The sequence below is a fragment of the Pseudomonas sp. CF161 genome (assembly GCF_000416215.1).
Classification (GTDB): domain Bacteria; phylum Pseudomonadota; class Gammaproteobacteria; order Pseudomonadales; family Pseudomonadaceae; genus Aquipseudomonas.
The window spans coordinates 53,897-67,266 of sequence record NZ_ATLP01000125.1; the positions used below are offsets into that span (position 1 = coordinate 53,897).

Here is a 13,370-nt window from a genome sequence, read left to right on the forward strand (position 1 = left end):
GGGCTGCGGCCCTTTCATTGACTGGATGTAGTTGCGGCCTCTTATGCTCGTAGATTCCCATTGCCACCTCGACCGCCTTGATCTTGCCGCCCATGACGGCTCCCTGGATGCTGCGCTGGACGCGGCGCGCCAGCGTGGCGTCGGGCATTTCCTGTGTATCGGGGTCAGCGTCGAAAACGCTGCCGACGTCAAGGCCCTGGCCGAGCGCTACGCCGATGTCGATTGCTCGGTTGGCGTGCACCCGCTGGACGTGCAACCGGGGGCCGCGCCGGCGCTCGACTGGCTGCTGCGCGAGCTGGATCATCCGCGGGTGGTGGCCATCGGCGAGACAGGGCTGGACTACCACTACGAGCCGGAAGCCGCCGAGTTGCAGCAGGCGTCCTTTCGGCTGCATCTGCAAGCGGCCCAGCAGACCGGCAAGCCGGTGATCGTGCACACCCGTGGGGCGCGGGCCGACACCCTGGCGCTGCTGCGTGAGGCGGCCTTGCCCCAGGCCGGCGTGCTGCATTGCTTCACTGAAGACTGGGACATGGCCAAGGCGGCCCTGGACCTGGGTTTCTATATTTCTCTTTCCGGCATCGTCACCTTCCGCAACGCCGATGCGCTGCGCGATGTGGCGCGTCAGGTGCCGGCCGATCGCCTGCTGGTGGAAACCGACTCGCCGTACCTGGCGCCTATCCCTTATCGCGGCAAGCCCAACCTGCCGCAGTACGTACGCGAAGTTGCGGAGTTCCTGGCGATGTTGCGCGGTGAGTCCTACGATGCCTTTGCCGCACAGACCACCGAGAATTTCCAGCGCCTGTTTCCGTTGGCCCATGTCGGGCGGGCTGACTGAGGACTTCGCTGTAACAGCGCGGCGTCGGTCCAAGGGGAGGGGGTTGGCTGAATCCCAGGCAAAAAAAACCCGGGTTCTGGGGGGTGAATCCGGGTTAAGACCATTAGGAGTAAAACAAAGGCACGCGGTCCTTCGGTACCTTCATCGGCGCTTCACTTGGGGGAGATGTCACGCCGACAGTTCAAGTATTGATCACTATCGCGTTCAGTCCAGTTAGGGCTGCTCGTTTTTTAAACAATTTTGGAATACGCCCGCTTCGGTTGGGTTCTCATCGTCCCGGTCGGCCCGGCGGCATCGGGCGCGTTCGCGGATCAGCGCCTATCGGTCGTCAACAGCAGCCAACGCCCGGGTTTCTCAAGGCACTTTCAGCACACACCCTGTTGCAGTTCAGGGCCTGGAAGGGCTCCCTGGCGGATACCAGCCCGTTGGTGAAAACACTATCAAGATGACGCAGGGCTGGCCTACGCTGTGTTTCTGACCCGTTAGGCATCAGGCGTCGATATTGGGTGTGGTAGGTCGGATAAGCGTTCATACAATTGCTGCGCAAGTACTGTAAAGTCTCGATGGCGCCGCGGAGTGGCTGTAGGGTTCTGTATTTTTTCCGCTGCGCCCAGGCCGCATCGGCTGGATAAGCAGGAGCAGGGCCGGAGCCCCCGGGGCAAATGGCTGGCACTCGCAGTCGATGCAAAATCATCCAGATACATCGTCATCTTCGGATGATCCGTGCATTTTTGCGCAAGTTAGGCATAATACGCGGCTTCGATTTTGACCCCGACAGACCTTTTCTTATGCAGAAAGAACCTCGTAAGGTCCGTGAGTTTCGTCGCCGTGAGCAAGAAATTCTCGATACCGCGCTCAAGCTGTTCCTCGACCAAGGTGAAGACAGCGTCACCGTCGAGATGATTGCTGATGCCGTGGGTATCGGCAAAGGCACCATCTACAAACACTTCAAATCCAAGGCCGAGATTTATCTGCGCCTGATGCTCGACTACGAGCGCGATTTGAATGAGTTGCTGCACTCGGCCGATGTCGACAAGGACAAGGAAGCCCTGTCCCGTGCCTACTTTGAGTTCCGCATGCGCGATCCGCAGCGTTATCGGCTGTTCGATCGCCTGGAAGAGAAAGTGGTCAAGGGCAACCAGGTGCCGGAGATGGTCGAGGAGTTGCACAAGATCCGTGCCTCCAACTTCGAACGCCTGACCTTGTTGATCAAGGGGCGCATCAGCGAAGGCAAGCTTGAAGATGTGCCGCCTTACTTCCATTACTGCGCCGCCTGGGCGCTGGTGCACGGCGCGGTCGCGCTGTATCACTCGCCGTTCTGGAGCAATGTGCTGGAAGATCAGGAAGGCTTCTTCCAGTTTCTGATGGATATCGGCGTGCGTATGGGCAACAAGCGCAAGCGCGATACCGACACCCCGAGCAGCTGATTCATTCAGCAGCCTGATTGCGCCGTGATTCTCCTATATGGCGCAGTGCCCCAGGAATATACTCAGGCATGGGACTTGCCAAAACCTGATTTATAAGTCAGGTTTTGCCGGTTCTCTACTTCCTCCGCCGGAGTTCTCCATGATCGTTGATCGTCAAGGCAGGCGTTTTCGCAATCTGCGGATCAGCCTGACCTCAGCCTGCAACTACGCCTGTACCTACTGCGTGCCCAATGGCAAGCGGTTGGTGGCTGCGCAGGATGAACTGTCGGCCGAGGCAATGGCGCGGGGCGTGGCCTACCTGATCGAAGCCGCAGGCATCGAGCGCCTGCGCATCACAGGTGGTGAACCCCTGGTCAGTCCGAAGCTGGAAGCCTTTATGGGCGCCGTCGGACAAATGGGCCTGGACGATATCAGCCTGACCACCAATGGCCAGTTGCTGGCGCGCAAACTGCCGCTGCTGGTAGACGCCGGTATCCGCCGGATCAACGTTTCCCTGGACACCCTGGACGCTGAGGCCTTCCGTGGCATTGCCCGCGGTGGTGACCTGGCCACCGTGCTGGACGGCATGGATCAGGCCAGCGCGGCGGGTTTGAAGATCAAGGTCAATATGGTGCCGCTGCGCGGACAGAACCTGGACCAGGTCATGCCGCTGCTCGATTACTGCCTGGAACGGGGCTACGAGCTGCGGTTTATCGAATTGATGCGCATGGGCCACCTGGCCAGTGATTCGAATGCCTTCCTGCAGCAGTTTGTCAGCCTGCAGCAACTGCTGAGCCTGATCGGCGAGCGTTATGAATATCAGCAAGCCGATGCGCCCGTGGATGCGACGGCGGTGCGCTATGGAATTCCGGGAAGGGGGCACTTTGGCGTGATCGCCAACGAAAGCGTGCCGTTTTGCCGGACCTGCTCGCGCCTGAGGTTGTCCTCCACGGGGTGGCTGCACGGCTGCCTGTCGTCGAGCAATCGGCATTACGTCGGCGACTTGCTGGACAAGCCTCGGCACCAGGCATTGCCGGCGCTGCAGGGGCTGTTGATGAAAGCCCTGGGCGATAAGCAGGAGGTTGCATTCTCCGGAGGCGCGACGGTGATGAAAATCATCGGCGGCTGACCGCTGGCAGTGGTCATTGCTGGCCGTCGGGCAAGCTGGCGCGGAAGCTGCATCTCGTGCCCATTCGCCGGTTTTCCGTCACCGGCTTCTGGAGGGTAGGATGCGTAGCCTGGTTTTGCTGCTGGCCTTTTTGGCGCTTGGCGGCTGCATGAATGTCAGCGATATGGGCGAGGGCGTGCGTTATCACTTGAGCGACTCGGGCATGCTCGATCACAGCGATACGCGCCGCACGAGCTCGTTCCGCATTCAGCCGGACTCGTTCATATTTATCGCCCAGGGCGCTTTCGTGCCGCCTGGCAGCGCCTATCCGCGACCTAACGTCGTCGCCGAAGAAGCCTTTAACGGCTTTATCGAATACTTCCCGATGGTGCGCCGCGCACGAGCGCCCGAAGGCCTCAACCAGGCCATGGCAGAAGCCCGGGAAGTCGGTGCGCACTACCTGCTCTATGCTCGCTTTGCCAAGGCCGATGACCGTATCGGCAACTCCGATGAGTGGTTCGATCAAGAAGCTGTGGACCGCCTGGGTGTCGACACCGGCGTCATCCAGATCATGCTGATCGAGACCAGCACCCAGTATTTGATCGATACTGCACGGATTCGCAGTCGTGGCGGTTTACTGACGTTCCACGACAACAAACCGCAAGACCTGCTCGGTCCGCCGCTTCAGCAATACGCCCGTGGCTTGCTGGGGTTGAGCGACTGAGCAACGCACAAGGAGTACATCGATGAGTGGTCCAGGCAAAGCCAACGACCTGTTGGCGCAAATTCCCAAGTCTGAAAAAGGCTTGCCGCCGGTCCACCTGTGGAACCCCGATTTCTGTGGCGATATCGACATGCGGATCGCCCGCGACGGCACCTGGTACTACCTGGGTACCCCGATCGGGCGCAAACCGATGGTCAAGCTGTTCTCCACTATCATGCTGCGCGAGGGGGATGATTATTTCCTGATCACCCCGGTGGAGAAGGTCGGGATCAAGGTCGACGACGCGCCCTTTGTCGCGGTAACCCTGGAGGTGCAGGGCCAGGGCGAGCACCAGCTGCTGCGCTTTACCACCAACGTCGAGGAGCAGGCCGAAGCCGGTGCCGAGCATCCATTGCGCGTGGTCATTGACCCCGAGACCCAGGAACCGGCGCCGTACGTCCATATCCGCAGCAACCTCGAAGCCCTGATCCATCGCAACGTCTTCTACCAGCTGGTGGAACTGGCGGTGACCCGTGAGCTCGACGGTCAGCGCTGGCTCGGGGTCTGGAGCGGCGGTGTGTTCTTTCCTATCGGCCTCGAGCCCTGACTCCAGGCCCTACCTTCAGTTGATGCCTCGGCAGAACGCTGCCTGAGGTTGACGCCTGCCCGTCGAAAAACCTTTGACAGCCAATCATATGATCAATAGCGTGAGCCGATGCTGCACGGCTCCGTTCTTCTTCGTCACGAGGGTGTCCATGTCCAACAGTTTTCACGCGTCGACGGTCGATTGGCTGGGCTCCTGGATTGCCGCCGGGCATGTTCAGCCCGGGCAGACGATCAAGGTCGAGGCGGACCTGGGCGAGCAGCTCGGGGTCAGTCGCACGGTGATCCGCGAAGCGATCAAGACCCTGGTTGCCAAAGGCTTGCTGGAAGTCGGGCCCAAGGTCGGCACCCGGGTGTTGCCGGTGCGGCGCTGGAACCTGTTCGATCCGCAGGTGGTGGGCTGGCTGTCGCGCAACGGCTTGCCGGAAAACTTCGTCGACGACTTGCTGGATCTGCGTCGCACCATCGAACCCATGGCCGTGCGCTGGGCTTGCGAGCGGGCGTCGGTGCCACAGATCGAGGCCATAACCCTGGCCTACAACGCCCTTGAGCGCGCGGTCGACAGTGGGCTGGATTACAACCTCGCCGATCAGTATTTCCACGAGTGCATCCTGGCCGCCAGCCATAACCAGTTCATCGAGCAAATGTTGCCGGCCCTGGGGGCACTGCTCGCGGTGTGCTTTGAAGTCTCGGCCGCCGACCCCGACGAACTGCGGCGCACCTTGCCCATTCATAAGGACCTGGCCGACGCCATTGCCGCTCGGGATACCGGGCGCAGCGTCTGGGCCTGCATGACCCTGATCGACAATGCGGCCTTGGCGATCAAGCGCTACTACCCGGAGCTGATGGCCGGCAAGGCCGCCAGCGCTGCCGGACGCTGATATCACCTGACCCACCACGATAAGCGCGGGAGGTTGTATGGACTGGAAGGCGGTTACTCCGCATCGGGCCTTGCTGGGCGAAGGGCCATTCTGGGACGGTGCCGAACAGGCCCTGTACTGGGTGGACATTGCCGCCAAGCAGGCGCTGCGCCTCAAGGATGGCGATTTGCGGGTCTGGCACCTGCCGGAACATGTGTCGGCCTTCATTCCTACAGGGCGTGGCGATGCCCTGGTGACCCTGAGCAGCGGTGTCTATCGGCTCGACCTGGATTCCCCGGCCGATGTGCCCGGGCTGCAATTGTTGTGCGTCGCCGACCCCCACCCCGGCAACCGGGCCAACGAAGCGCGTTGCGATGAGCAGGGGCGACTCTGGCTCGGCACCATGCAGAACAACATCGGGCCCGACGGCGAGGACCTGCCCGTGGTGCAGCGCAGCGGCGGCCTGTTCCGGGTCGACGCCAATGCTCAGGTGACGCCGCTGCTCCAGGGGCTGGGGATTCCCAATACCCTGATCTGGAGCGATCAGGGCACCACCCTGCATTTTGCCGACAGCCTGGACGGCTCCCTCAATCGCCATGCCGTCGCGGCTGATGGCGGCCTCGGGCCGGCGCAAGCCTGGCTGGGGCCGCATCCCCGTGGAGGGCCGGATGGCTCGGCACTGGATGCCGAAGGTTGCCTGTGGAACGCCCGTTGGGACGGCAGTTGCCTGCTGCGCCTGACCCCGGATGGCGAGGTGGATCGGGTGATCGAACTGCCGGTCAGTCGGCCCACCAGCTGTGTGTTTGGCGGGAAGGACTTGCAAACCCTGTACGTCACCAGTGCCGCCAGCCCCCAGGCCCATTGGCTGGACGGTGCCGTGCTGGCAGTTCGGGTATCGGTGGCGGGCACGGCATGCACGCGTTTTGCAGGTTAAATCCCTATATATGGGATGTTAAATTATATATTGAGATTTCGTAAGGGCCGGGTTTATAGTCGGCCACAGCTCCACGCACTCACACTAAAAAAATAATACCGGTGACGCGATGCAGAGATCTTCCTACGCACTCCTTTGCGGAGTCGATGTTTCAGGCCATCAAGGCCCGCCGGCGCCTGCCGGTGCGCGGTTCATGCCTTCCCCTGTCGATGCTGGCCGGTCATCCCTGGATGCCCGGCGTTCGTCGTGCCCTGCCACAGGAGTTCCGATTCATGGCTGATGCTCTTTCCTTGCCTCCGGTGCCTGAGCCGCCCCGGGGCGAGCGCTTGAAAAACAAGGTGGTGCTGCTGACTGGCGCAGCCCAGGGAATCGGCGAGGCGATTGTTGCCTGCTTCGCCGCACAGCAGGCAAAGCTGGTGATCAGCGATATCCAGGCGGAAAAGGTCGAGGGCGTGGCGGCCCATTGGCGGGAGCAGGGCGCTGATGTCCAGGCCCTGCGCGCCGATGTGTCGCGGCAAGCGGACCTCGACGCCCTGGCCCGGCGGGCCATCGAACTGCATGGCCGGATCGACGTGCTGGTCAACTGTGCCGGGGTCAACGTGTTCCGCGACCCGCTGCAGATGACCGAGGACGACTGGCGGCGCTGCTTCGCCATCGACCTGGACGGCGCCTGGTACGGCTGCAAGGCGGTGCTGCCGCAGATGATCGAGCAGGGCATCGGCAGCATCATCAACATCGCCTCGACCCACTCCACCCACATCATTCCCGGCTGCTTCCCGTATCCGGTGGCCAAGCACGGCCTGCTGGGGCTGACCCGGGCCCTGGGCATCGAGTACGCGCCCAAGGGCATCCGGGTCAACGCCATCGCCCCGGGTTACATCGAGACCCAACTGAACGTCGATTACTGGAACGGTTTTGCCGATCCCCATGCCGAGCGCCAGCGGGCCCTGGACCTGCACCCGCCGCGGCGCATCGGCCAGCCGATCGAGGTGGCGATGACCGCGGTATTCCTGGCCAGCGATGAAGCGCCGTTCATCAATGCGTCGTGCATCACCATCGATGGCGGGCGATCGGTGCTCTACCACGACTGACGCTGAAGGGTTTCGGGCTGAGAACTTCGCCTGAAGCTCAATGATCATATGATATGACTATTTGCTTGAAGCTGTGACTGCAACGAGATACGCCGCCAGGCTGCGCAAAGCCCCAATCGGGGGTGGCGCCTGGAGGCGGTTGGCTTTCAATAAAAATAAGGAGTGAGCTATGAATCGTCGTCGTGGGATCCGTTCCCTGTGTCGCGCCGCCCTGGCGGTGACCGCAGTCAGCCTGAGCAGCAGCTTGCTGGCGGCCGAAGCGGTAAAAATCGGCTTTCTGGTCAAGCAGGCGGAAGAGCCCTGGTTCCAGACCGAATGGGCCTTTGCGGAAAAGGCCGCCAAGGACAAGGGCTTTACCCTGATCAAAATCGCCGTGCCCGATGGCGAGAAAACCCTCTCGGCCATCGACAGTCTGGCGGCCAATGGCGCCAAGGGTTTTGTCATCTGCCCGCCCGATGTGTCCCTGGGCCCGGCCATCATGGCCAAGGCCAAACTCAACGACCTCAAGGTGATGGCGGTGGACGACCGCTTCGTCGATGCCAACGGCAAGTTCATGGAGGACGTTCCCTACCTGGGGATGGCGGCCTTCGAAGTCGGGCAGAAACAGGGCAACGCCATGGCTGCCGAGGCCAAGAAGCGCGGCTGGGACTGGAAAGACACCTACGCGGTGATCAACACCTTCAACGAGCTGGACACCGGCAAGAAGCGCACTGACGGCTCGGTCAAATCCCTGAAGGACGCCGGCCTGCCGGAGGATCACATCATCTTCTCGGCACTCAAGACCCTCGACGTGCCAGGCAGCATGGACGCCACCAATTCGGCCCTGGTCAAGCTGCCGGGCGCGGCCAAGAACCTGATCATCGGCGGCATGAACGACAACACCGTGCTCGGTGGTGTGCGCGCCACGGAAAGCGCCGGTTTTGCCGCCGCCAACGTGATCGGCATCGGCATCAACGGCACCGACGCCATTGGCGAACTGAAAAAGGCCAACAGCGGCTTCTTCGGTTCGATGCTGCCCAGCCCGCACATCGAGGGCTACAACACCGCGAGCATGATGTTCGAGTGGATCACCACCGGCAAAGAGCCACCCAAGTACACCGCCATGGACGACGTGACCCTGATCACCCGGGACAACTTCAAGCAGGAGCTGGAAAAGATCGGCCTGTGGAACTGAGCGCCGGGCGAGTCGCTGGCGGCCCGGGTCCGGGGCGCTTGAACGGGTGGTAGGCGAGGGCGGCAAGTGCCGCATTCGTCGGATCGAGGAGGGGCTATGCAGGCGCAAACAACTACAGCGCCCGTGACCGTGGGCGGCAGCCTTCGTTTCACGGGCATCGGCAAGCGTTTCCCTGGGGTGCAGGCACTGGCGGATATCAGCTTCGTGGCGCACCCGGGAGCGGTTCACGCCCTGATGGGGGAGAACGGCGCGGGCAAGTCGACGCTGCTGAAAATCCTGGGCGGGGCCTACGCGCCGAGCAGCGGCCACGTGCAGATCGGCGAGCAGGTGCTGAGTTTCAAGTCCACGGCGCAGAGCATTGCCAGTGGGGTCGCGGTGATTCACCAGGAGCTGCACCTGGTGTCGGAAATGACCGTGGCGGAGAACCTGTTTCTCGGTCATCTGCCGTCGCGTTTCGGCTTGGTCAAAGGCGCCGAGTTGCGGCGCAAGGCCCTGGCACTGCTCAAGGGCCTGGCCGATGAGATCGACCCCCAGGACAAGGTCGGGCGGCTGTCCCTGGGCCAGCGGCAATTGGTTGAAATCGCCAAGGCGCTGTCCCGTGGCGCCCATGTGATTGCCTTCGACGAGCCCACCAGCAGCCTGTCTTCCCGGGAAATCGAGCGCCTGATGACAATCATTGCGCGCCTGCGGGACGAGGGCAAAGTGGTGCTCTACGTGTCCCATCGCATGGAAGAGGTGTTCCGCATCTGCAACGCGGTGACGGTGTTCAAGGACGGGCGTTATGTGCGCACTTTCGAGCAGATGAGCGAGCTGAGCCACGACCAGTTGGTGACCTGCATGGTGGGGCGGGACATTCAGGATATTTACGACTACCGCCCGCGGGAGCAGGGCGCGGTGGCACTCAAGGTCGAGGGTCTGCTCGGCCCGGGCTTGCGTGAGCCGGTGAGTTTTGACGTGCGCGAGGGCGAGATCCTCGGCCTGTTCGGCTTGGTGGGTGCCGGCCGTACCGAGTTGCTGCGGTTGCTCAGCGGCCTGGCGCGCAAGAGTGCCGGCAGCCTGGAACTGGCGGGCCGGCCACTGACCCTGGGTTCGCCCCGGGATGCGATTGCGGCGGGGGTGCTGCTGTGCCCCGAGGATCGCAAGAAGGAGGGCATCCTGCCGCTGGCCAGCGTCGCGGAAAACATCAACATCAGCGCCCGTGGCGCGCACTCGACCCTGGGCTGCCTGCTGCGCGGCGACTGGGAGCGGGGCAATGCCGACAGGCAGATCAAGGCGCTGAAGGTGAAGACCCCATCGCCCGGGCAAAAAATCATGTACCTGTCCGGCGGCAATCAACAGAAGGCCATTCTCGGCCGCTGGCTGTCGATGCCGATGAAAGTCCTGCTGCTGGACGAACCGACCCGGGGCATCGATATCGGCGCCAAGGCCGAGATCTACCAGATCATCCACAACCTGGCTGCCAGCGGCATCGCGGTGATCGTGGTGTCCAGCGACCTGATGGAGGTCATGGGCATTTCCGACCGCATCCTGGTGCTCTGCGAAGGCGCGCTACGCGGCGAGTTGCCCCGTGCCCGGGCCAATGAATCCAATCTGTTGCAACTGGCATTGCCAGGCCAGCGCAGCCAAGGCCCTGGCCCCTCCGAGAGGTCTCTATGAGTACGCAAAACACCACCTTGAGTGCACCGCGCAAAGCCCCTGACCTGCGCCGCTTCCTGGATGACTGGGTGATGCTGCTGGCGGCAGTCGCGATCTTCGCCCTGTGCACCTTGCTGATCGACAACTTTCTTTCGCCCTTGAACATGCGTGGCCTGGGGCTGGCGATTTCCACCACCGGGATCGCGGCCTGCACCATGCTCTATTGCCTGGCGTCGGGGCATTTCGACCTTTCGGTCGGCTCGGTCATCGCCTGCGCCGGTGTCGTCGCGGCGGTGGTGATGCGCTCCACCAACAGCGTGTTTCTCGGCGTCAGCGCGGCGCTGCTGATGGGCCTGGTGGTGGGGCTGATCAACGGCATCGTCATCGCCAAGCTGCGGGTCAATGCCCTGATCACCACCTTGGCCACCATGCAGATTGTCCGTGGCCTGGCTTACATTTTTGCCGACGGCAAGGCCGTGGGGGTGTCCCAGGAAAGCTTCTTCGTGTTTGGCAACGGGCAACTGTTCGGGGTGCCGGTGCCCATCCTGATTACCTTGGTGTGCTTCCTGTTCTTCGGCTGGCTGCTCAACTACACCACCTATGGGCGCAACACCATGGCCATCGGCGGCAACCAAGAAGCGGCGTTGCTGGCCGGGGTCAACGTCGACCGCACCAAGATCATCATCTTCGCCGTGCACGGCCTGATCGGTGCCCTGGCCGGGGTGATCCTGGCGTCGCGCATGACCTCGGGCCAGCCGATGATCGGCCAGGGGTTCGAGCTGACGGTGATCTCGGCCTGTGTGCTGGGCGGGGTGTCCCTGAGCGGGGGGATCGGCATGATCCGCCACGTGATCGCCGGGGTGTTGATCCTGGCGATCATCGAGAACGCCATGAACCTGAAGAACATCGACACCTTTTATCAGTACGTGATTCGCGGTTCGATCCTGCTGCTGGCGGTGGTCATCGACCGTTTGAAGCAGCGTTAAGGCCCTGCAGCCCCGCCACTGTCTGCCAGGGTTGCAGGCGATGGCGGGGCAGGGTTCCAGACAGGTTGGTTACTCAGTGCGACGTCGTGCCTTCGAGCTTCTGCGCGGCCTCGACGCCCGACGCGGTGAGCTTGATCGGCAGGTTGAGGGCATGTTCCCCGGCAGTGTTGCAGGTGACGTGGCCTTCCTTGATCAGCCCACGGTCCTGCAGGGCGGCCAGGGCCTGGGCCACGACTTTTTCCCCTCGGTAGTTATCCAGCACCTCCTTGCCCAGGCCACTGGGGTGGGCATGCAGCAGGCGGGTGAGGACTTCTTTCTCAAGGTTTTTATCGACGTTCATGCTGACCTCTTCGTTGGTTGAATACAGGTGTGCGTCGTCTTGCAGGGTTACTGGCTGTTGCCTTCGGAGCCGGAGCCCCCGGTGGTGCTTTTCGAGCCGATGCCGGTCTTGCCGTTGTCGGGCGTGCTGGAGTCCAGGGTGCCTACGCCGCCCTGGCGCCCGGTATCGCTGCCCTGGACCCGCGGGTCGGTGCCGGTGGCGGGCGGCAGCGAGCCTTCGTCCATGGGCGGTGGGTTGATGTTGATCCTGGGCGTGTTTTGGCTGGCTGGGGACTTGGGACCTTCCACCGGGTTGGTGGGGCCGGTGGCGCCGGCAAAGGCTGCTGAAGACAGCAGCCCGGCCAGGGCGAAAGCGGTGAGTTGAGCCTTGATCATGATGTCGCCTCCATTCGTTTCAGAGTCGCTACCTGATATTGGTCAGCCGCTGATTTGCATTGGTGCCTGATGATCGACGAACGGTCTCAGGCGTCTTGCAGGATTTTCTCGCCTTGCCCCCAGCGCCAGAGCAGGCGCCCGGCGCTGATCAGCCAGTTCAGCAGGGCCACTGCCAGAACTGTTAACAGAAGTGTCGGCATGCCCTGTTCGACGATGATCTTGCCCGCCAGCAGGGGGAACCCGAAGACCCCGATAAAGTAAGCGAGGCTGAACAGCAGCAACGCCTGGGAGGTGCTGCCGGCCGGGGCTTCGTTGGCGGCCAGGCCATTGATCACCGAGTAGGTCAGGCCATAGCCGACGCCCAAGACCATGGCCGCCAACAGGTAGCTGACGCTGCTGTCGACCACGAACTGCAACAGCAGCACCGCCAGGACCATCAGCCCGGACAGCAGGCAGGCCGAGCGATAGGCGTCGCGCTTAACCACGATGCCGGCAATCAGCAGGCGGCTGCTGATGGCGGCGCCCATGAAGCCGAGAAAGAACAGCGAGTAATCCAGGGCGCGTGACGCCGCATAACTGGTTTGAAAGCTCGACAAGCCACCGAATACACAGCCGCCCAGGCCCACCATCAGAATCGGAAACAGCGCCCTGGACGACAGCACCCGGGCACTGCTGGCCCAGCTGATTTTTGCCGCGCCGCTGCCCAGGTGGTTGGTCTGCTGCTGCAGGCGGCGACCCAGGAACCAGAAGATGATCACCCCGGCCAGGCTGGCCGCGGCCGCGATCAGGAAGGCCGCTGTCAATGGCCAGCCCAGGGCGCTGGCCGCCCGCCCCAGCAGCGGCCCGGAGCCGATGCCGGTCATCATGCTGCCCGACAGCAGAGCGAAGTATTTGGCGCGCTGGGCGGGTTCCACCAGCATCGCCACGATGATCGGCCCCAGGGTGTAAAACACCCCCCAGCCCAAGCCCAGGATCAGGCCGAACAGGAGCAAGGCATGGCCGAAGCCCGGGGTCAGGGCGAAGCCCAGGCTGGCCACCACCAGCAGGCCGCCGAACAGGGCGATCGAGCGTGCGGCGCCCAACCAGTCCGAGAGGTGCCCGGAGAAGATCACCGCGACAAAGGTGCTGAGCATGGCTGCGGAAATCACGCTGCCGGCGTCGTGCTCGTTACCGCCACGGGCACTGATCAGCAGCGAGAGCAGGAAGGTCGAGCCATAAGACAGCGACAGCAGGTAACTGCCAAGACAGAACAGCCCGAACAATGGGCCTGAAACCATGGGTTGCCGAGTACCGCGAGCAGGCATGAGTGAGCCTCGTCCTT

At 62.6% G+C, this 13,370-nt stretch carries 14 protein-coding genes; 11 read left to right on the forward strand and 3 right to left on the reverse strand.

The window, feature by feature from the left end:
- The first annotated feature begins 43 nt into the window (after positions 1-43).
- The 11 genes from CF161_RS29425 to araH all read left to right on the forward strand — a co-directional run bounded on the left by CF161_RS29425 (position 44) and on the right by araH (position 11,335).
- The gene (locus tag CF161_RS29425) at positions 44-835 is read left to right on the forward strand and encodes a TatD family hydrolase (protein WP_020300277.1); all 792 of its coding nucleotides are present in this window, start codon (positions 44-46) and stop codon (positions 833-835) included.
- Between the two features lie 788 nt (positions 836-1,623).
- Positions 1,624-2,262: a TetR/AcrR family transcriptional regulator gene (locus tag CF161_RS29430; protein ID WP_020300278.1), complete on the forward strand. Its 639-nt coding sequence runs from the start codon at positions 1,624-1,626 to the stop codon at positions 2,260-2,262.
- A gap of 139 nt (positions 2,263-2,401) precedes the next feature.
- A complete protein-coding gene (locus tag CF161_RS29435; RefSeq protein WP_020300279.1) occupies positions 2,402-3,370 on the forward strand; it encodes a GTP 3',8-cyclase MoaA in 969 nt (322 codons plus the stop codon).
- 100 nt (positions 3,371-3,470) lie between these two features.
- Complete coding sequence (locus tag CF161_RS29440) at positions 3,471-4,073, forward strand: DUF4823 domain-containing protein (RefSeq protein ID WP_020300280.1); 603 nt, start codon at positions 3,471-3,473, stop codon at positions 4,071-4,073.
- 22 nt (positions 4,074-4,095) lie between these two features.
- Complete coding sequence (locus CF161_RS29445) at positions 4,096-4,659, forward strand: DUF1285 domain-containing protein (RefSeq protein ID WP_020300281.1); 564 nt, start codon at positions 4,096-4,098, stop codon at positions 4,657-4,659.
- A gap of 148 nt (positions 4,660-4,807) precedes the next feature.
- Positions 4,808-5,536: a FadR/GntR family transcriptional regulator gene (locus tag CF161_RS29450; RefSeq protein ID WP_020300282.1), complete on the forward strand. Its 729-nt coding sequence runs from the start codon at positions 4,808-4,810 to the stop codon at positions 5,534-5,536.
- A gap of 37 nt (positions 5,537-5,573) precedes the next feature.
- Positions 5,574-6,449 (forward strand): SMP-30/gluconolactonase/LRE family protein, encoded by an 876-nt coding sequence (locus CF161_RS29455; RefSeq protein ID WP_020300283.1) that lies wholly within the window; start codon positions 5,574-5,576, stop codon positions 6,447-6,449.
- Between the two features lie 272 nt (positions 6,450-6,721).
- On the forward strand, positions 6,722-7,540 hold the full coding sequence (locus CF161_RS29460; RefSeq protein WP_043230913.1) for an SDR family oxidoreductase: 819 nt from the start codon (positions 6,722-6,724) through the stop codon (positions 7,538-7,540).
- A 169-nt stretch (positions 7,541-7,709) separates the two neighbouring features.
- Complete coding sequence (locus CF161_RS29465; RefSeq protein WP_020300285.1) at positions 7,710-8,714, forward strand: substrate-binding domain-containing protein; 1,005 nt, start codon at positions 7,710-7,712, stop codon at positions 8,712-8,714.
- 96 nt (positions 8,715-8,810) lie between these two features.
- Entirely contained in the window at positions 8,811-10,370 is a 1,560-nt protein-coding gene (gene araG / locus CF161_RS29470; RefSeq protein WP_043230866.1) for an L-arabinose ABC transporter ATP-binding protein AraG, read from the forward strand.
- Positions 10,367-11,335, forward strand: a complete 969-nt coding sequence (araH, locus tag CF161_RS29475) for an L-arabinose ABC transporter permease AraH (RefSeq protein ID WP_020300287.1) — start codon at positions 10,367-10,369, stop codon at positions 11,333-11,335. Before araG ends, araH begins: the two co-directional genes overlap by 4 nt.
- 73 nt (positions 11,336-11,408) lie before the next feature.
- On the opposite strand, the gene CF161_RS29480 is transcribed toward araH, so the two are convergent.
- The 3 genes from CF161_RS29480 to CF161_RS29490 all read right to left on the reverse strand — a co-directional run bounded on the left by CF161_RS29480 (position 11,409) and on the right by CF161_RS29490 (position 13,353).
- Entirely contained in the window at positions 11,409-11,675 is a 267-nt protein-coding gene (locus tag CF161_RS29480) for a hypothetical protein (RefSeq protein WP_020300288.1), read from the reverse strand.
- A 47-nt stretch (positions 11,676-11,722) separates the two neighbouring features.
- Complete coding sequence (locus tag CF161_RS29485) at positions 11,723-12,049, reverse strand: hypothetical protein (protein ID WP_020300289.1); 327 nt, start codon at positions 12,047-12,049, stop codon at positions 11,723-11,725.
- A gap of 86 nt (positions 12,050-12,135) precedes the next feature.
- Complete coding sequence (locus tag CF161_RS29490) at positions 12,136-13,353, reverse strand: MFS transporter (RefSeq protein WP_043230870.1); 1,218 nt, start codon at positions 13,351-13,353, stop codon at positions 12,136-12,138.
- Positions 13,354-13,370 lie beyond the last annotated feature (17 nt).